The sequence below is a fragment of the Streptomyces sp. NPDC054866 genome, assembly GCF_053610745.1.
On record NZ_JBSGZA010000004.1, the window covers coordinates 11,064 to 29,421 of the forward strand.

Below are 18,358 nucleotides of genomic sequence, written 5' to 3' on the forward strand. Positions count from 1 at the left end.
TCTGGAAAGTAGGGCGGGCGTCGGGCGGGCACGTTCGGAACCCTTCCTCACCGACGGTGAAAGCCGGTGCGGCGCCTCTCGCGGGGCACGGGCCGGTGAAGCTCTCAGGTTGAGATGACAGAGGGGGAGGCCGTCCGGGTACCCGTGCCGTGGTGCCCCTCGCAGGTCGCGTCAGACCAGGAGGCCTCCGCAATGACCGCCACTCCTCGCACCCCGCTCTCCCAGCTCGAACAGGGCATCCCCTTCGAGCAGCGGCACATCGGTCCCGATGTGGAAGCACGGGCCAAGATGCTCGCGCAGGTCGGATACGGCTCGCTCGACGAGCTGACCGCCGCCGCCGTGCCGGATGTGATCAAGAACGCCGAGGCGCTGAACCTCCCCGGGGCGCGCACCGAGGCCGAGGTCCTGGCCGAACTGCGCTCCCTCGCGGACCGTAACCAGGTTCTTGATTCCATGATCGGGCTCGGTTACTACGGGACCTTCACTCCGCCCGTGATTCTGCGGAACGTCATGGAGAACCCCGCGTGGTACACCGCTTACACGCCGTACCAGCCCGAGATCTCCCAGGGACGGCTCGAGGCGCTGCTCAACTTCCAGACCGTCGTCGCCGAGCTGACGGGGCTGCCCACATCCGGTGCCTCGCTCCTTGACGAGGGGACCGCCGCCGCCGAGGCCATGGCGCTCTCGCGGCGCATGGGCAAGGTCAAGGACGGTGTCTTCCTCGTCGACGCCGACGCGCTGCCGCAGACCATCGCCGTCATCCAGACCCGCGCCGAGCCGACCGGTGTCGAGGTCGTCGTCGCCGATCTGAGCGAGGGCATCCCGGCCGAGGTCGCCGAGCGCGGTGTCGTCGGCGTACTGATCCAGTACCCCGGCGCCTCCGGTGCCGTACGCGACATCAAGCCCCTCATCGAGCAGGCGCACGAGCTCGGTGCGATAGTCTCCGTCGCCGCCGACCTGCTGGCCCTCACGCTGCTCACCTCGCCCGGTGAGCTCGGCGCCGACATCGCCGTCGGGACCACGCAGCGCTTCGGCGTCCCGATGGGCTTCGGCGGCCCGCACGCCGGTTACATGGCGGTGCGCGAGAAGTTCGCGCGCAGCCTGCCCGGCCGGCTCGTCGGAGTCTCCGTGGACGCGGACGGCAACAAGGCCTACCGGCTCGCGCTGCAGACCCGTGAGCAGCACATCCGCCGCGAGAAGGCCACCAGTAACATCTGTACCGCTCAGGTGCTGCTCGCCGTGATGGCCGGAATGTACGCGGTCTACCACGGGCCCGAGGGGCTCAAGTCCATCGCGCGGCGTACTCACCGCTACGCGACCGTGCTGGCCGCGGGACTCACCGCCGGCGGGGTCGAGGTCGTGCACGGCGCGTACTTCGACACCCTCACCGTGCGGGTGCAGGGCAAGGCCGAGCAGCTCGTCGCCGCGGCCCGCGAGGGTGGCGTCAACATCCACCAGATCGACGCCGACCACGTCTCCCTGGCCTGCGACGAGACCACCACGCGCAAGCAACTGACCGCGATCTGGACCGCGTTCGGGGTCGAGGCCGACATTGAGGCGCTCGACGCGGAGACCGAGGACTCGCTTCCCGGCGGCCTGCTGCGCTCCGACGAGTACCTCACGCACCCCGTCTTCCACCAGTACCGCTCCGAGACGGCGATGCTGCGCTACCTGCGCAAGCTGGCCGACCGTGACTACGCGCTCGACCGCGGCATGATCCCGCTGGGCTCCTGCACCATGAAGCTCAACGCGACCACGGAGATGGAGCCCGTCACCTGGCCCGAGTTCGGGCAGCTGCACCCCTTCGCCCCCGCCCAGCAGGCGCAGGGCTATCTGACGCTCATCCGTGAGCTGGAGGAGCGGCTCGCCGAGGTCACCGGGTACGACAAGGTCTCGCTGCAGCCCAACGCCGGTTCGCAGGGCGAGCTCGCCGGACTGCTCGCCGTGCGCGGCTACCACCGCGCCAACGGCGACGAGCAGCGCACCGTCTGCCTCATCCCGTCCTCCGCGCACGGCACGAACGCGGCGAGCGCCGTGATGGCCGGCATGAAGGTCGTCGTCGTGAAGACCAGCGACGACGGCGAGATCGACATCGAGGACCTGCGCGCCAAGATCGAGAAGCACCGCGACGAGCTGTCCGTGCTGATGATCACCTACCCGTCCACGCACGGGGTGTTCGAGGAGCACGTCGCCGACATCTGCGCCCAGGTGCACGAGGCGGGCGGCCAGGTCTACGTCGACGGGGCGAACCTCAACGCCCTGGTGGGCCTCGCCCAGCCCGGCAAGTTCGGCGGCGACGTCTCGCACCTGAACCTGCACAAGACGTTCTGCATCCCGCACGGCGGCGGTGGCCCCGGCGTCGGCCCGGTCGGTGTGCGCGAGCACCTCGCGCCGTACCTGCCCAACCACCCGCTGCAGCCCGCCGCGGGCCCCGATACGGGCGTCGGTCCGATCTCCGCCGCGCCGTGGGGCTCGGCCGGAATCCTGCCGATCTCCTGGGCGTACGTACGCCTCATGGGCGGCGAGGGCCTCAAGCGCGCCACGCAGGTCGCCGTGCTCTCCGCGAACTACATCGCCAAGCGCCTGGAGCCGCACTACCCGGTGCTCTACACCGGTCCCGGCGGGCTCGTCGCGCACGAGTGCATCATCGATCTGCGGCCGATCAGCAAGGCGACCGGTGTCAGCGTCGACGACATCGCCAAGCGGCTCATCGACTACGGCTTCCACGCACCGACCATGTCGTTCCCGGTCGCGGGGACGCTCATGATCGAGCCGACCGAGAGCGAGGACCTGGTCGAGATCGACCGGTTCTGCGAGGCGATGATCAGCATTCGCGCGGAGATCGAGAAGGTCGGCGGCGAGTGGACCGCGGAGGACAACCCGCTGCGGAACGCCCCGCACACCGCCGCCGCGCTCGGTGGTGAGTGGGAGCACGCGTACAGCCGCGAGGAGGCCGTCTTCCCGGCCGGTGTGGTGGCAGCCGACAAGTACTGGCCGCCGGTGCGCCGTATCGACCAGGCGTACGGCGACCGGAACCTGGTCTGCTCCTGCCCGCCGCTGGATGCGTACGAGGACTGATATCGGGGCCTGCACATGCGTGGGGGCCGGTCCGGAGGTTTGTCTCTCCGGGTCGGCCCCTTTGTTGTCCGTGCTTGTCCGTGCTGTCCGTGCCGTGCTGCCGTCGCGTCAGGCGGCGGTCATGATCGTGTCCGTGCCCAGCGGTCGATGCGGGGCGATGATCTGACCGTCCGGCAGCAGTTCACCGGTGTCCTCGAAGAGGAGGACGCCGTTGCACAGCAGGCTCCAGCCCTGCTCCGGGTGGCTCGCCGTGAGGAGCGCGGCTTCCCGGTCGGCGGAGTCGGCTGTCGGGCACGGTGGTTGGTGCTGGCACATGGAAGGGTTCTTTCGCTGCGATGTGATGGCTGTGACGTCTGCCTTGCGGCTCGATGCGGTGTTCATGGCCGCCCCCCGTTTAGTCGGTCGGTCCCAGTGTTGCCCTACGGGCGTCAATCCGCAGGGATTTAGCGGCAGCGCTCCTTACTGCTTAATGACGTATCACCCGCCCGGACGGTTCAGCCCAACTGCACTGTCTCTTCGGGTGGTTCGGGGTGGTCATACCGGGCTAGTCCGTATGGGCACACGGCGCACCGAGCCCCGCGGCCGGGAAGGCGGCGGGGCACGGGGACGTACGGCGAGGTCAGGCGGGTGAGCCGAGCAGCGGGGCCGGGGTCATGCGGTGCGTGAGGACCTTGAGGAGCTCCGCGGCGCGGTGTGGGCGGTGCGCCGCGATGCCGGGGGGTGCGGGCGCCAGGGGTACGAGGACATCGGAGGGCGCGAGATGGCCGCTCGCGCCGTCCGCGGTGCAGTCGCCGTGCAGCCAGAGTGTGAGCATGTAAAGCTCGGGTACGGACAACAGTCGTGGCTGGTACGGCATGGGCATCGCTTCGGCCTGACGGAGGGCGCGCTCGGTGGAGGCAATGTACGGACCTTCGAAGAAGTGCGAGAAGGTCCACCCGTCAGGCGTCAGCATCGTGTCCGCGGCGGCGACGGCTCGCTCGCCGGAGCGGATCAGGAAGCGCCACCCCGCGAGCCGGGTGGGCGACGTGTCCGACGGGGTGATCCGGTCAAGTACGTGGACGGGCAACGGGAGTTCGGGGCTTGCGGGTCCCTGCGCGGCGCGCAGGGACGGGGTGCGGGCTTCGCGTACGGCGGTGGGTGAACCGAGTGCCGCGAGGACGCTGCGCAGGGCGGGCGCGGGAGCCGGGGGGACTTGCAGCGGCATGATGGGTCGCCTCTCTCATTCGACAGGCACGGTGGAACGAGGACAGGTGCGGACGTCGCTGTCTGCTCCGGGGTCAGAGGGGCGGGGGCTGGGGACCGCGAGCGCCAACTCTCTGCCTCGTTCGCGGAGTTTATACGACACGTGTTCAGGCAGTGTTTCGTCTAACCGCACCCGATATTGCCTGCAAGGCGTAATTCGGTCGCCATTTTGTGGTCTTTAACCCGATTCTGGAAGAGCCCGGACCTTTGACCTCGGACCCCTTCACGGGAGCGGACGGCCGATTCTCATCGGTGTTTTTCACCAGGCGCCGGTGCGAGGATTCCCCGGCACACCTCATGCCTGGCGAATGTGCCGCTCGTACTTGGCGTAGAGCGTACTGGGCCGGGGGCATGTGCGGGGCGTTATCGATCACATTGCAGGGCATCATCCACCGAGACACAGCGGCCGGATCATTGGCTGCCCATCCGAGGAGGGGACGCTTCGATGGGGGAGAAGGTCGTAGCAGGAAGTTTTGATCTGGCCGAACGGAACCGGTACCGGACCAAACTCAAGGAGTGTCTGGCGGGGTTGCGGAGGCTGCTGGACGAGGAGCGGTTCGACCGGCCCAAGAACCTGATGGGCGTGGAGATCGAGCTGAATCTCGCGGGGCCCGACGGCATGCCGAGAATGCTGAATGCTGAAGTTCTCGAACGGATCGCGAGCCGGGACTTCCAGACGGAACTCGGAATGTTCAATCTTGAAGTCAATATCGCACCGCACCGATTGGGCGGACGTGTTCTCGACCGTCTCGCCGAGGAGTTGCGCACCGGCCTCGCCTATGCCCACCGGAAAGCGAACGAGGTGAACGCCGGCATCGTGATGATCGGCATTCTGCCGACACTCGCGCACCATGACCTGGTCTCGGGAAACCTCTCCGACGTCGACCGCTATGCGCTGCTCAACGACCAGATCGTGGCCGCGCGCGGCGAGGAGTTCGTCCTGGACATCCAGGGCGTGGAGCGGCTCACCTGCACGTCCGCGTCGATCGCCCCCGAAGCGGCGTGCACATCCGTGCAGTTGCACCTCCAGGTCACGCCGGGCAGGTTCGCCGATGTGTGGAACGCGGCCCAGGCCGTCGCCGCCGCGCAGGTCGCCGTCGGCGCCAACGCGCCGTTCCTGTTCGGGCGTGAGCTGTGGCGCGAGTCGCGGCCGCCGCTGTTCCTGCAGTCCACCGACACCCGCCCGCCCGAACTCCAGGCCCAGGGCGTGCGGCCGCGGACCTGGTTCGGTGAGCGCTGGATCAGCGACGCGTACGAGCTCTTCGAGGAGAACCTGCGCTACTTTCCCGCGCTGCTGCCCCTCATGGACGACGAGGAGCCGCTGGAGGTGCTCGACGACGGCCGTGTGCCGCAGCTCGGTGAACTCGTCCTGCACAACGGCACCGTGTACCGCTGGAACCGCCCCGTGTACGGCATCGCGGGCGGCGTTCCCCACCTGCGGGTCGAGAACCGCGTCCTGCCCGCGGGCCCCACCGTCACCGACGTCATCGCCAACGCCGCCTTCTACTACGGCGTCGTACGCGCCCTCGCCGAGGAGCCCAGGCCCGTGTGGACGCGGCTGCCCTTCGAGGCCGCGGCCCGCAACTTCGACACCGCGTGCCGTGATGGCATCGAGGCTCGTCTGCGGTGGCCGCGGCGCGGCCGCTCGGGCGGGATCGTGGAGGTGCCCGCGGTCGCACTCGTACGCGACGAGCTGTTGCCGCTGGCCGCGGCCGGGCTCGACGCGTGGGGGGTCGAACCGGCCGACCGGGACTTCTACCTCGGCGTCATCGAGGAGCGGTGCAGGCGCCGGGTGAACGGGGCGTCCTGGCAGGCGGCGACGTACCACCACGCCCTGGAGACCGGGCTCGATCGCGAGGCCGCGCTCGCGGCGACCACCCGGCGCTACGCCGAGCTGATGCACGCGGGGGACCCGGTGCACACCTGGCCGGTGGGGCTGCCGGAACCCGCCGTCCTCAGCTGAGGGGCAGGGAGGCGGGCGGGCTCAGCCGTGGCTGCCCGCCTCCATGATGGCCTTGAGGATGACCGCGTGGATCTGCGCCGGGTCGTCGACCTGGTGGCCCGATCCGCCGGTCGCCTCCGCGATCTGCACGACCTCCTCCTTGTCCGCGTTCGGGCCGACCGCGATGGCGATGAGCGGCACCGGGCGCTTGGGGTCGGAGAGGTTCTCCAGCTGCGCGATGAGGTTGCTGCGCGAGAGGGAGCCGGGGTCCTGGTTCGCGCCGTCCGTGAGCACCACGAGGGCGTTGAACTTGCCGCGCGCGTAGGTGGACGTGGCTTCCTTGTACGCCGCGAGCGTGGTGTCGTACAGGCCGGTCGCGCCGCCCGGGATGGGCGTCAGGTCGCTGAAGGCCTCCGCGATCCTGTCCCGCTGGGTGCCGCCGCCCTTGCGGTCGCCGAGGCGCTCGGTCGGCACGAGCTTGCGGTAGTCGCGCTCGCCGTCCAGGAGGGTGGCGAACTCCCACAGGCCGATCTCGTCCTCGTCGGTGAACCCCGCGAGCGCTTGGAGGAGGGAGGACTTGGTGACCTCCATCCGGGACTGCTCGCGGCCCGGCACGAACTCGCCCATGGAGTCCGAGACGTCGACGACCGTGCTGAGCCGGGCACTCTGGACGGTGATCGTCCACATGCCGAGCGTCTCCTGGAGCTCCTTCTCGGAGGGCGGCTCGCTCGCGTCGTCACCGTACGGCTGGGGCGTGCGCCCGCCGGCCGCCGTAATCAGCTTCTCCGACGGGTCCTCGGCGCCCGTCCTGAAGCCGTGTTTCTCCAGGATCGCGCGGCCCTCCTCGTCGCTGAACAGGGTCATGAAACGCAGGGCGGCCCGGCTCTGGTCCGTGGACAGCTCGTCCTCCTGGACCAGCGTGTACGGGTAGTCGAGGCGCGGCGAGCCGTCCTTCGGATAGAACATGTCCAGGCTGTTCTCCTCGCCCGCCGACGCGTTGTGCGCGAACGCGGCCTGCTCGGAGAGGATCAGCGCCTGGTTGCGCCGCGGGTTGCCCTGTTCGGTCCCGGAGGAGTCGCGGGCCAGGGTGTCAAGGAGCTGGCCGTCGCTGTCGGACGTGCGTGCGGACAGCGCCTTGGCCATCCCGGCGGCCTGGGTGTCGCCGTCCTTGCCGCCCGACTTCTTCGCCGACGCGCTCAGCTGCGCCAGCGCGAGCAGGCCGGTCGCGCTGCGCGCGGGATCGGCGGCGCCGAGCCGCAGCTTGTCGCCCTTCATCGCCGCACCGGTCAACTCCGGCCAGCTGTACGTCTTCTTGGGCCAGCCCAGGGTCTTGGACGCGGAGGGGACCATGGCCATGCCGACCGGGGACGAGGCTATGTTCCCCGCGGGCGCCACCTTGTTCTGCCTGCCGCCCAGGCCCACGCGCTGCAGCCACAGTTCGGAGTCCGGCACCCACACGTCGTAGTCCGGATCGCCCTTGCCCCTGCGCAGTTCGTCGGCGACCTTGTACGAATCACGCGCCGAGACCCGTACGTCGATGCACGCCCCGTCGGACGTGACGTCGTTCTCGCGCGCGTCGTCCGCTGCCGCGCGCAGGGCGGGAGCGATGTCGGGGGCGGCGACCACGTCCAGCTTCACCGTGTCGTCGTGGCACGAACCGCCGAAGGTCAGCAGGTCGCTGCGGACCGCGACCGCCGTGCCCGCCGCGACCGTCAGGACGAGTGCCGTCGCGATGGCCACGGTGCGGCCGCGCGTACGCGGCCGAGGGTCGGGTGCGTCCGTCCCGTACTCATCGGGCAAGCTGTGACGTCCCATGGCGGTGGTGCCCCTCCTTGAGCGATGAAGCAACGAAAGAGGGGGCGGCATGACCGCAATCGGCGTCCGTCCCCCTCGGCCTGTCGCGCACGGTCTTCGTAACTTCTTTCGAGACCCTAGCGGGGCGGGGGTGGGGATGAGGCGGGATTACTCAACTGGAGGCGGAGTGCAAGCGGAGTCCGGGCCGTTGGCCGGTTCTTTTCGGGGCGAGGGGCCATCGCGACGGATCTTCCGGGACGAGACGCTGCTCGTCCTGGCGCTCTCACTGGGCGCGAGCGGTGTCTCCGCGCTGATCAGCTTTGTCGGATCGGTGACCAAACCGGGCGGTCTGAAGGACCAGGCGGCGACCATGAACGCGTCGGCCGCTCCGGGGCGGCCGTGGCTTGATCTCGCGTGGCAATTGTTCGGAATCACGACCGCGTTGGTGCCGGTGGCGCTGGTCGCGCACTTCCTGATCCGGGAGGGCGCGGGGCTGCGCTCGATCGGCTTCGACCGGAGCAGGCCGTGGCCGGACCTGGGGCGCGGGGCGGCGATCGCCGCGGTGATCGGCAGCACCGGGATCGCGTTCTATCTGGCGGCGCGGGGGCTCGGGTTCAACCTGACGGTGGTGCCCGAGGATCTGCCCGACGTGTGGTGGAAGTACCCGGTGCTCGTGCTGGCCGCGGTGCAGAACGCGGTGCTCGAGGAAGTGATCGTCGTCGGCTATCTGCTGCGCAGGTTCGGGCAGTTGGGGTGGACGCCGATGGCCGCGCTGGTCGGGAGCTCGGTGCTGCGCGGCTCGTACCACCTCTATCAGGGCATCGGCGGGTTCATCGGGAACATGGCGATGGGGGTGGTCTTCGTGCTCCTGTACCGGCGGTGGGGGCGGGTCGGGCCGCTGGTGGTGGCCCATTCGCTGCTGGATATCGGCGCGTTCGTGGGGTACGCGCTGCTTGCGGGGAAGGTGGGGTGGCTGCCGACGCCTTAGGGGTCGGGCGCTTCCGGCGGGCAGGTCCGGCGGGCAGTTCTGTGGGGACGTACGACTGGGGCGTACGTCCCCACAGCTGTGTCAGGCGTACAGCTCGCCCTCGATGACGGTGACCGCGCGGCCCGTCAGGAGGGTGCGGTCGCCGCGCAGTTCCGTGCGGACCAGGCCGCTGCGGGCCGACGCTTGCAGGCCGGTGAGCTCCGTGCGGCCCAGGCGCTGGGACCAGAAGGGGGCAAGGGCCGTGTGGGCGCTGCCGGTCACCGGGTCCTCGTCGATGCCGACGCGCGGGAAGAAGCCGCGGGAGACGAAGTCGTAGCCGTGGGTGGGGTCTTCGGCGCGTGCGGTGGCGATGATGCCGCGCTCGGAGTGCTGGGCGAGGGCCTTGTGGTCCGGGGTGAGGGCGCGCACGGTCTTCTCGTCGGCGAGCTCGACCAGCAGGTCACCGAGGTGGACCCCGGTGTCGTACGCGGCGAGCGGTTCGGCGCCGAGGGCTTTGGCCGCGCCGTCGGGGACCTCGGCCGGGGTGAGCGGGGCGGTCGGGAAGTCCATGGTGATGGTGCCGTCGGTGTGCGCGACCGTGGTCAGGACGCCGCTGCGCGTGGCGAACCGTACGGGGCCTTCGGCTGAGCCGGTGGCGTTCAGGACGTGGGCGGTGGCGAGCGTGGCGTGGCCGCAGAGGTCCACCTCGGTGGCGGGCGTGAACCACCGGAGCGCCCAGTCGGCTTCGGAGTCCGCGGGGAGGCGGTGGGCGAAGGCGGTCTCGGCGTGGTTGACCTCCGCGGCCACGTTCTGGAGCCAGGCGTCCTCGGGGAAGGCGTCGAGGAGGAGGACGCCGGCGGGGTTGCCCGCGAAGGGGCGGTCGGTGAAGGCGTCGACGATGCGGATGCGGTGGGGAGTCGGAGAAGTCGGCATGTCGACGACGCTAGCGGGCCAATGCGGGGCTGGGACAAGGCCAATTGCGGGTGAGTGGCCCGATTGGCCTGCTCGGCGATCTCGCCTCGCGTCCCGCAGGGGGCGGGCACAGGCTGGAAGGGAGGGGATTTCTGGGCCCCGACACCGGGACCGATGAGTCGGATGAGCTCGATGAGCCGGACGAGCCCCATGAGGAGGAGCCATGACGGCGACGACGCGGAACGACACTCCTGTGGCGATCGAAGGAGGCGGCGTGGAGCTGCGCATGCGGGATGTCGGGGGAGGCATGGCCGTCGCGTTCGTACAGCTTCCGGAGGGCGCGGACATGGCACCGGCCCTCACGGGGATGCCGGGCGGGTTGTGCCAGTGCCCGCACTGGGGGTACCTGCTCAAGGGGCGGCTGAAGATGCGGACAGCGTCCGGCGCCGAGATCTACGAGGCCGGTGAGGCCTTCTACTGGGCGCCGGGCCATGCGCCGGAGGCGCTCGAGGACTGCGAGTACGTCGACTTCTCGCCCGCGAAGGAGCTGGGCGAAGTGGTCGACCACGTCAAGGCCAACATGGGCTGAGCGGTCCGGACGGCCTGGCGAGGTGGCGGCTACGGGCCGGCCTCACGGGCTCGCGCGGCGACCGCGGCGACCGCGGCCTCCAGCAGGGTCCATCCGTCGACCTCGACCGCCGGCTGCCCTCCTCCCGGCTGCCCTCCTGGCTGCCGCCACCCGCGGGCCGACGCGACGTCGAGCAGGGCCCGGACGGCGCCCGGTTCGTGCAGGTTCAGAGAGTCGCCTCCGGTATGGCCCACGTCCCCGGAGCCCATGGGGAACCCACCCGGGACGTACCGGCCTGGGCCATCGGCGAAGGCGATACGCAGCGGGGCGCCGCTCCCGGTCGGCTGCGGATACAGGGTGAGGGTCTGGCGGCAATCCGCGGATCGGCCGCTGTCCAGCACGCGGTGGCTGTGGCGGAGCGTCCACAGGTACGCGCGCCCGTCTGCGACCAACCGGCGGGGCTTTCTCGGATCGCGGGGCACGGGGCCGAGCGTACGCGGGCTGATCCACGCCCTATGCGGCCTGATCCGCGCCCTCCTGGCGGTGATCGAACCTCGATGAGAGGGAGGGGGTTGTCAGGCGAACAGTTCCGATATATCGTTGACGCATCGCGACTGATCACCGACTACACGGTTGATCACTGACACAAGAGGAGTGATGGCGATGCGTTCCCACGGTTATGAACACGAGCACGGACGTGGAAAGTGCGGCCCCGGCCATGAGGGCCGCGGCGGCTTCGAGGGGCGGCGCGCGGCGTTCGGTCCCTTCGGGCCCGGCTTCGGCGGACCCGGTGGACCCGGTGGTCCCTGGGGTGGCCGCGGCGGCAGGGGCGGTCCGCGAGGCAGGGCGAGGCGCGGTGACGTACGCGCGTCGATCCTGGCCCTCCTGAAGGACCGGCCGATGCACGGCTACGAGATGATCCAGGAGATCGCCGAGCGCAGCGGCGGGGCGTGGAAGCCCAGCCCCGGTTCGGTCTACCCCACCCTCCAGCTGCTGGAGGACGAGGGCCTGATCAGCAGCGCGAGCGAGGGCGGCAAGAAGCTCTTCTCGCTCACCGATGCCGGTCGCACCGCGGCCGACGAAGGTCCCGACGCGCCTTGGGAAGAAGCCGGGCGCGGGGTCGACTGGGAGGCGCTGAGCGAGATCCGGCAGGCCGGTTTCGGTCTGATGGAGGCGTTCGGCCAGGTCTGGAAGACCGGCAGCAAGGAGCAGCGCGAGAAGGCTCTCACGGTCATCAACGACGCCCGTAAGAAGCTGTACCTGATCCTCGCCGATGAGGACTGAGCCGGTGGGGGCCGATGGTCCCCACCGCTTCTGAGGCGCCCCGCACTTCGCGTGTGGGGCGCCTCTTTGCGTGCGAGGGAGCCGTGAGTCAGGGTCAGGTCACCAAAGCCGCCAGCTTCCGCAGCGACTCGTTCAGCGCGGCCGTCGCCGAGTCCTTCAGCTTGCCCGCCATCAAGGAGACCGCCGCGCCCGTGAACTCCCCGTCTATGCGTACGTTCGTCGCGTCCCCCTCGGGGGAGAGGGTGTAGCGGGTGCCGACCGTGACGCCCATCGGGCCCTTGCCCTTGATCGCGAGGGTGCGCTCGCTCTCCAGCTCCTCGATCGTCCAGTTGACCTCGGCGGGGAAGCCCATCAGCTTCATGTTCTCCGCGAACGTGCCGCCCGCTTCCAGCGTGGTGGGAGCGCCGTTCGGGAAACTCGTGTGCGTGGCGTTCCACTCGCCGTACGAGGAGAAGTCGGTGAGTTGGGCCCAGACCTTCTCGGCGGGCGCCTCGATCCGTGCTTCCGCGCTGACTTCGGCCATGCGACGACCCCATTCCTTTCGGGCGCTGCGGCGGGGCGCAGCTGCGGTGTCGCGGAACGTAGCCGCAGGGCCCGGAACATTCAATACTGATGAACCGTCAGATGCTGTGGACGCTCCGGCCATGCCGCCCGGAACCGGGTCGGGTACTGTTGCCCTCCCCGTGACGGACGCGGGGAGACGGACCCAGGAGGTGAGCCCCATTACCGCAGTAGCAGGTCGGGTGCTCCCTCTTCGCGACCGCGCGGTTCACCCGGCATAGGTGACCGAAGGGAGCCCCACAGGCGTCCCGAAAGGTTTCTCTTCTCATGTCGGCTTCACCTTCCTCACCCGCGTCACCGTCCATAACGCCCCTCACTCCCGCCGCCATCGTCACCAGGCTGCGTGCCGCCGGCTGTGTCTTCGCCGAGGACGAGGCGGAGTTGCTCATCAGCACCGCGCGTGACCCCGCCGAACTCGCCGCCATGGTGGAGCGGCGCGTCACCGGTCAGCCGCTCGAACACGTCCTGGGCTGGGCGGAGTTCCGTGGTCTGCGGATCGCCGTGGACGTGGGGGTCTTCGTGCCCCGGCGGCGCACCGAGTTCCTCGTGCAGCAGGCCGCGGCCCTCGCCCGGCCCGGTGCCGTGGTCGTCGACCTGTGCTGCGGCTCGGGGGCGCTCGGGGCCGCGCTCGGCGCGTCCGTCGACCGGGTCGAGCTGCATGCCGCGGACATCGACCCCGCCGCCGTGCGGTGCGCGCGGCGCAACGTCGCCGACGTGGGGGGACGGGTGTACGAGGGCGACCTCTACGAGCCGCTGCCCGACGCCCTCCGGAGCCGCGTCGACGTACTGCTGGCGAACGTCCCCTACGTACCCACCGAAGAGGTCGGTCTGCTGCCGCCGGAAGCCCGTGTCCATGAGGCGCGGGTGGCGCTCGACGGCGGAGCGGACGGGCTAGACGTCCTGCGGCGGGTGACCGCGGACGCGGCGCGCTGGCTCGCTCCCGGCGGCCGGCTGCTGTTCGAGACGAGCGAGCGCCAGGTGCCGTACGCGCTGGAAGCGGTCGCCGAGGGCGGCCTCGCGCCGCGGTCGGTGAGCGACGAGGAGATGTACGCGACGGTCGTCATCGGGACGCGGCCCTCCTAGCAGGCGCCAGGTGGGGCTTGTCCGGGCAGGCGTGCAGGCGTGCAGGCGTCAGCCCACCCTGCGTATCACTGCCGCGTCGAAGAGATCGCACGCCCTCGGAAAGGGGCCCTCGTCGTGGCAGTGCCAGGCTTCCCAGAAGAGGTCGGCGGGCAGCGCGTTTTCGGGTGCGTACACCCGGTACACGTACTGCCTGCCGTCGATCGCGGGCAGCGCGACCATCCAGCACCTGCACTCCATACCTGAAAGACGAGCGGCCGGTGCGCCGTGGTTGCGTGCCCGGCGCGAATCAAGGCGGCGCGCGCCCCTCGGGGAAGAACAGCCAGATCTCATCCGTAAGGAGGAGAAGCCGCTCATGCGTACCCAACCTGTGTCGGACGCGAAGATGCTTCCCGCCGCCGATGACGCCGCCGCAGGGGACTGATGGGGTGAGAGATGTGCAAAGCCGTACTCCGCGGGGCGCCGAGCCCGGCCCGACCCGAGCAGAGACCGACTCCCGACTGAGCGCCGCGCTGACGTCGGTGGTGGCCGGCGCGCGCCGGCGTGCCGTACGGGACGGGGACCGGCAGATCGACACCGCGCATCTGCTGCATTCCCTCATGGAGACCGACCCGGGCGTGCGGGCTGCCTTCGACGACGGGGCGCAGGTGGTGCGGCTCCTCGGCTACCTGGTCCAGCGCAGCATCGGCTACGGCCTGCAGTGGCAGGGGACGGTCGAGGACTCCGGAGCGGTGCCGATGGTGCGGGCGGGCGACTCCGCCCCTGTGACTCCCGTGAATCCCGTTAACCCCGCGCCCCCCGTGAACCCTCGTATGAAGGAGGCGGGTTGGTCGCCGTCCGCGAGCGCCGCCATGGAGGCGGCCATCGAGCGGGCCGACCGCCGTGGCGAACCGCGGGCTCTGGGCATCGATCTCCTGGCGGCGCTCCTCGCCGATCCGGACTGCCGCGCGGTCGAGGTCCTGAGGCGGGCAGGGGCCGATGCCCGGGTGGTCCTCCGGCGGATCGATGACGATCAGTACGCGGATCAGTACGCGGATCAGTGCGCCGATCAGTAGCGGATCCGTACGCCGGGACGTCCGCCGATTGAGACAGGGTCTATCGGGGGTGACGCTCATGACACGTCCTGTCATGATGTGCCGGTGCAAGCGTCTCAGGGGAATCACACAGGCTCGCGGCCAAGCCGGGGGAGAGGCGTCGGCCTGGGGCTAGCCCTTGGCTCGGCGATCGCTTTCGGTGGCTCGGGCGTCGCGGCCAAGCCGCTGATCGAGGCGGGCCTCGACCCGCTCCACGTGGTGTGGCTGCGGGTGGCGGGCGCCGCCCTCGTCATGCTGCCGGTCGCCTGGCGTCATCGCGGGCTGCTGCTCCGCAGGCCCGCGCTCCTCCTCGGCTTCGGCCTGCTCGCCGTGGCCGGTGTCCAGGCCTGCTACTTCGCCGCGATCTCCCGTATCCCCGTCGGTGTCGCGCTCCTGGTCGAATACCTCGCGCCCGCGCTCGTCCTCGGCTGGGTGCGCTTCGTGCAGCGGCGGCCCGTGACGCGTGCGGCCGCGGTGGGCGTGGTGCTCGCTGTCGGCGGGCTCGCCTGTGTCGTCGAGGTGTGGGCCGGGCTGAGCTTCGACGCCGTGGGGCTGCTGCTCGCGCTGGGCGCCGCGTGCTGCCAGGTCGGCTACTTCGTCCTGTCCGACCAGGGCAGCGACGCGGGCGACGACGCTCCCGACCCGCTCGGCGTCATCGCGTACGGACTGCTGATCGGTGCCGTGGTGCTGACCGTCGTGGCGCGTCCCTGGGGCATGGACTGGTCGGTGCTCGCCGGGAGCGCGGACATGGACGGCACGGCCGTGCCCGCGTGGCTGCTCATCGGCTGGATCGTGCTCCTCGCGACCGTCGTGGCGTACGTGACCGGGGTGCTCTCGGTGCGTCGGCTCTCGCCGCAGGTGGCGGGTGTCGTGGCCTGTCTCGAAGCGGTCATCGCCACTGTGCTCGCCTGGGTCATGCTGGGCGAGCACCTGTCGGCACCGCAGATCATCGGGGGCGCCGTGGTGCTCGCCGGGGCGTTCATCGCGCAGTCGTCCACGCCCGCCAAGCCGCGCAAGGGGCCGGCCGCGGGCGGGCTGCCGGAGCCGGAAGAACAGTTGTCGTCAACCGGTACTGCCGTTTAGGGTGTTGATCATGCATTCACGCGCGCTCGTTCTTCCGCCCCCCGCCGCTTAGGCGCGGGCACCCTCCTGGATCACACCCGGCCGGTGGCCGGGTGGAACGACGCTGCCCGCAGACGGAGCCAGGGACCTTCTTTCCTTTCTGCGGAGAACTCACGTGTCGAATGTGTCGACTGCTGCCTCCGGCCTGTCCGTCGGACGAGGCCTCTTCTATCTGATCATCGCCGGTACGGCCTGGGGCACCGCCGGTGCCGCCGCCGCGCTGGTATTCAACGCCAGTGACATGGGGCCGGTCAGCCTGTCCTTCTGGCGCTGTGCGGGCGGCTTCGTGCTGCTGTTCGCCGTCCGTCTGGTGCGCTCGCGCCGCCGGTCGGTGGGCGCCGCCGTGGGCGCGCCGCTGCGGCGCAGGCTGCCGCGGATCGTGGCGACCGGCGTGGCCCTCGCCGTGTTCCAGACCGCCTACTTCGCGGCCGTCGAGTCGACCGGACTCGCGGTCGGCACGGTGGTCACGATGGGGGCAGGGCCCGTACTCATCGCGATCGGGGCGCGGTTGACCATGGGGGAGCGGCTCGGGCGCGGCGGTGTCGTCGCGGTGGGCGGGGCGCTTGCCGGGCTCGTGGTGCTCGTCCTGGGCGGCGGGGAGGCGAGCGTGCGTCCGCTGGGCGTCGGGTGGGGGCTGCTCTCGGCGGCCGCGTACGCCGCGATGACGCTGCTGACGCGGTGGTGGGGGCGGGACGGCGGCGCCGACTCGGCCGACACGACGGTCTGGTCGTTCGCCGTGGTGTCCGTCTGCCTGCTGCCGCTCGCCGCGGTGGAGGGGCTCGTGCCGCACGCCGCGGAACCGGCCCGGATGGGCGTCTACCTGCTGTACATCGTCGTGATCCCGACGGCGGTCGCCTACGCCCTGTACTTCGCGGGCGCCGCCGTCATCCGGTCCGCGACCGTCTCGGTGATCACGCTCCTGGAGCCGCTGAGCGCGGCGGTCATCGCGGTCGTGCTGCTCGGCGAGGAACTCACCGTGTCGACGGTGCTCGGCACCCTGGTGATGCTGGCGGCGGTGACGGGCCTCGCGGTCGCGGAGACGGTTGCTGTGCGGCGGGAGACGGTGCTGGCCTGAGTGTGTTCGCGGGGCGCGGCCGGTCTGGCCGCGCCCCGCGGATGCTGTCTCTCGGGGTTCAGGTGGACGTGCGGTGGTGGAATCGCGGGACGGTAGGGCTGGTCGTGCCCGCGTGGCGGGGCCGTATGTGTGTCAGTCCCGCGCTCCGGAGCTGCATATGTCTCAGTCCCGCGCCCCTGACGGGGTGCTCGGCGGCGGCGTGTTCGCTGTGCTGGCGCTGTCGCGTTCCGCGAGAGCTGCCACTGCGGTGGGGCTGGTCGTGCCCGCGTGGCGGTGGCGTATATGTCCCAGCCTCGCGGGGCGGTCAGCGGCGGCGTAGTTGGTGGGTGCGCGCTGCCGCGTCGTGGGGGCCGGCGCGGTTCGCCAGGGCTGTGGCTATTTGGTCCTGGACCTCCTGTGGTTTGTGGCTGGCGTACTTGAACTTCGCTCGTACGTCGGTCACTTCGAGGCACAGGGCGCGGATGCCGGAGAGCATGCGGCCGAAGGGGGCCTCGCCCACCGCTGCCGGGGCCGAGCCGCCCTCCGGCTGGAAGTGGGCGACCTGGCGGTTGAGGAGCTCGGCCTTCTCCTCCGGGGCGTCCACGATGCGGGCGGTGCAGCGGAGTTGGACGGCGGCGTAGAAGCTCGTCGGCACGCCGTGCTCGGGCGGGGTGTCCGGGGGCGCCTGCCAGGGGCCCGGCACGTACACGTAGTCGTCCACCACGCTGAGCAGCACTTCGGGATCGGCTTCGAGCGCGGGCCACAGCGGGTTGGGGCGGGCCAGGTGGGTGATCACCCTGCCGAGCGGGCCGTGGCCGGGTTCGAAGGCGAAGTGGGCGGGCTGGACGTGCGGCGGCTCTCCGGGGAGGCCGTTCACCGCGAGCTGGCCGAAGTCGTGGTCCGCGAGCCAGTGCTGCCACTCGGCGTCGGAGCGTGGGGCGTCCCAGGGGTGGATCAGCATCACAGTTCGATCAGGTAGTCGGGTACGTCGATGCCGGGGGTGAGGTCGGCCGAAGGGACGAGCGGGTCGTGGCCCTTGCGCAGCGGGACGACGCCGGCCCAGTGGGGGAGGTCGAGGTCCTCGGGGTCGTCGTTCGGGCCGCCGGTGCGCACCTTGGCGGAGACCGCGGCGAGGTCGAGGCTGAGTACGGCGGTCGCCGCGAGCTCCTTCGCGTTCGCGGGGCGGGAGTCGGCGGAGCGGCCCGGCACGACGTGGTCGACGAGCGCGTCGAGGGCGGCGCGCTTCTCGTCGGGGTCCGTGACCTGGTGGGCGGTGCCGTGGATCACCACGGAGCGGTAGTTGATCGAGTGGTGGAAGGCCGACCGGGCAAGGACCAGGCCGTCGACGTGGGTGACGGTCAGGCAGACCGACAGGCCCGGATCCTCCTGCGGGGCGGCGGCCGCCATCCGCAGCGGCCTGGATCCCGTCGAACCGTGCACGTACAGGCGCTCGCCCACCCGGCCGTACAGCGTCGGCAGGACGACGGGGGCGCCGTCGCGCACGAAACCGAGGTGGCAGACGTAGGCCTCGTCGAGTATCGCGTGCACCAACTCCTGGTCGTACGCGGCACGGTCCCGCCCGCGGGTGGGGACGGTGAGGTCGGTCGGCGCGTACGAGGCGGTGTCGGTGGCGGTCTCGACGCCGGTCTCGATGCCGGACTCGGATGCGACGCTCATTGCC

General features: G+C 70.7%; 18 protein-coding genes. 9 read left to right on the forward strand and 9 right to left on the reverse strand.

Annotated features, from left to right (window positions below; all coding sequences use genetic code 11):
* The first annotated feature begins 192 nt into the window (after positions 1-192).
* Entirely contained in the window at positions 193-3,078 is a 2,886-nt protein-coding gene (gene gcvP, locus ACWGI2_RS20760) for an aminomethyl-transferring glycine dehydrogenase (protein ID WP_453696801.1), read from the forward strand.
* A gap of 108 nt (positions 3,079-3,186) precedes the next feature.
* On the opposite strand, the gene ACWGI2_RS20765 is transcribed toward gcvP, so the two are convergent.
* Complete coding sequence (locus ACWGI2_RS20765; RefSeq protein ID WP_160510115.1) at positions 3,187-3,393, reverse strand: DUF5999 family protein; 207 nt, start codon at positions 3,391-3,393, stop codon at positions 3,187-3,189.
* A 304-nt stretch (positions 3,394-3,697) separates the two neighbouring features.
* Entirely contained in the window at positions 3,698-4,282 is a 585-nt protein-coding gene (locus ACWGI2_RS20770; RefSeq protein ID WP_453400020.1) for a hypothetical protein, read from the reverse strand.
* 483 nt (positions 4,283-4,765) lie between these two features.
* Between ACWGI2_RS20770 and ACWGI2_RS20775 the strand changes: the two genes are divergently transcribed.
* Positions 4,766-6,283: a glutamate--cysteine ligase gene (locus tag ACWGI2_RS20775; RefSeq protein ID WP_453696803.1), complete on the forward strand. Its 1,518-nt coding sequence runs from the start codon at positions 4,766-4,768 to the stop codon at positions 6,281-6,283.
* 21 nt (positions 6,284-6,304) lie between these two features.
* Here ACWGI2_RS20775 and ACWGI2_RS20780 read toward each other — a convergent pair whose 3' ends face one another.
* Positions 6,305-8,077, reverse strand: a complete 1,773-nt coding sequence (locus ACWGI2_RS20780; RefSeq protein WP_453696805.1) for a substrate-binding and VWA domain-containing protein — start codon at positions 8,075-8,077, stop codon at positions 6,305-6,307.
* A 166-nt stretch (positions 8,078-8,243) separates the two neighbouring features.
* On the opposite strand from ACWGI2_RS20780, the gene ACWGI2_RS20785 reads away from it, so the two are divergent.
* Positions 8,244-9,044 carry a CPBP family glutamic-type intramembrane protease gene (locus ACWGI2_RS20785; RefSeq protein ID WP_160503661.1) on the forward strand — a complete coding sequence of 267 codons (801 nt, stop codon included), beginning with the start codon at positions 8,244-8,246 and terminating at the stop codon, positions 9,042-9,044.
* Positions 9,045-9,125: 81 nt separating this feature from the next.
* Here ACWGI2_RS20785 and ACWGI2_RS20790 read toward each other — a convergent pair whose 3' ends face one another.
* On the reverse strand, positions 9,126-9,956 hold the full coding sequence (locus ACWGI2_RS20790) for a PhzF family phenazine biosynthesis protein (protein WP_453696806.1): 831 nt from the start codon (positions 9,954-9,956) through the stop codon (positions 9,126-9,128).
* A gap of 202 nt (positions 9,957-10,158) precedes the next feature.
* On the opposite strand from ACWGI2_RS20790, the gene ACWGI2_RS20795 reads away from it, so the two are divergent.
* Entirely contained in the window at positions 10,159-10,524 is a 366-nt protein-coding gene (locus ACWGI2_RS20795) for a hypothetical protein (protein ID WP_453696807.1), read from the forward strand.
* A gap of 29 nt (positions 10,525-10,553) precedes the next feature.
* Here ACWGI2_RS20795 and ACWGI2_RS20800 read toward each other — a convergent pair whose 3' ends face one another.
* Positions 10,554-10,985 (reverse strand): hypothetical protein, encoded by a 432-nt coding sequence (locus tag ACWGI2_RS20800; RefSeq protein WP_453696809.1) that lies wholly within the window; start codon positions 10,983-10,985, stop codon positions 10,554-10,556.
* Positions 10,986-11,166: 181 nt separating this feature from the next.
* Between ACWGI2_RS20800 and ACWGI2_RS20805 the strand changes: the two genes are divergently transcribed.
* Entirely contained in the window at positions 11,167-11,787 is a 621-nt protein-coding gene (locus tag ACWGI2_RS20805) for a PadR family transcriptional regulator (RefSeq protein WP_160503658.1), read from the forward strand.
* Positions 11,788-11,881: 94 nt separating this feature from the next.
* On the opposite strand, the gene ACWGI2_RS20810 is transcribed toward ACWGI2_RS20805, so the two are convergent.
* Positions 11,882-12,310 (reverse strand): type II toxin-antitoxin system Rv0910 family toxin, encoded by a 429-nt coding sequence (locus tag ACWGI2_RS20810; RefSeq protein WP_453696811.1) that lies wholly within the window; start codon positions 12,308-12,310, stop codon positions 11,882-11,884.
* A 305-nt stretch (positions 12,311-12,615) separates the two neighbouring features.
* Here ACWGI2_RS20810 and ACWGI2_RS20815 point away from each other — a divergent pair, with 305 nt between their 5' ends.
* On the forward strand, positions 12,616-13,431 hold the full coding sequence (locus ACWGI2_RS20815) for a putative protein N(5)-glutamine methyltransferase (RefSeq protein WP_453696813.1): 816 nt from the start codon (positions 12,616-12,618) through the stop codon (positions 13,429-13,431).
* Positions 13,432-13,479: 48 nt separating this feature from the next.
* Here the strand turns inward: ACWGI2_RS20815 and ACWGI2_RS20820 are convergent, their stop codons facing one another.
* Entirely contained in the window at positions 13,480-13,650 is a 171-nt protein-coding gene (locus ACWGI2_RS20820) for a hypothetical protein (protein WP_453400012.1), read from the reverse strand.
* 215 nt (positions 13,651-13,865) lie between these two features.
* On the opposite strand from ACWGI2_RS20820, the gene ACWGI2_RS20825 reads away from it, so the two are divergent.
* The 3 genes from ACWGI2_RS20825 to ACWGI2_RS20835 all read left to right on the forward strand — a co-directional run bounded on the left by ACWGI2_RS20825 (position 13,866) and on the right by ACWGI2_RS20835 (position 16,698).
* A complete protein-coding gene (locus tag ACWGI2_RS20825) occupies positions 13,866-14,483 on the forward strand; it encodes a Clp protease N-terminal domain-containing protein (protein ID WP_453696815.1) in 618 nt (205 codons plus the stop codon).
* 84 nt (positions 14,484-14,567) lie between these two features.
* Positions 14,568-15,584, forward strand: a complete 1,017-nt coding sequence (locus ACWGI2_RS20830) for an EamA family transporter (RefSeq protein ID WP_453400010.1) — start codon at positions 14,568-14,570, stop codon at positions 15,582-15,584.
* 163 nt (positions 15,585-15,747) lie between these two features.
* Positions 15,748-16,698 (forward strand): DMT family transporter, encoded by a 951-nt coding sequence (locus ACWGI2_RS20835; RefSeq protein ID WP_453697682.1) that lies wholly within the window; start codon positions 15,748-15,750, stop codon positions 16,696-16,698.
* A gap of 304 nt (positions 16,699-17,002) precedes the next feature.
* On the opposite strand, the gene ACWGI2_RS20840 is transcribed toward ACWGI2_RS20835, so the two are convergent.
* A complete protein-coding gene (locus ACWGI2_RS20840) occupies positions 17,003-17,638 on the reverse strand; it encodes an FMN-binding negative transcriptional regulator (RefSeq protein WP_453400009.1) in 636 nt (211 codons plus the stop codon).
* Entirely contained in the window at positions 17,638-18,354 is a 717-nt protein-coding gene (locus ACWGI2_RS20845) for a pyridoxamine 5'-phosphate oxidase family protein (RefSeq protein WP_453696817.1), read from the reverse strand. Before ACWGI2_RS20845 ends, ACWGI2_RS20840 begins: the two co-directional genes overlap by 1 nt.
* Between the last annotated feature and the right edge of the window lie 4 nt (positions 18,355-18,358).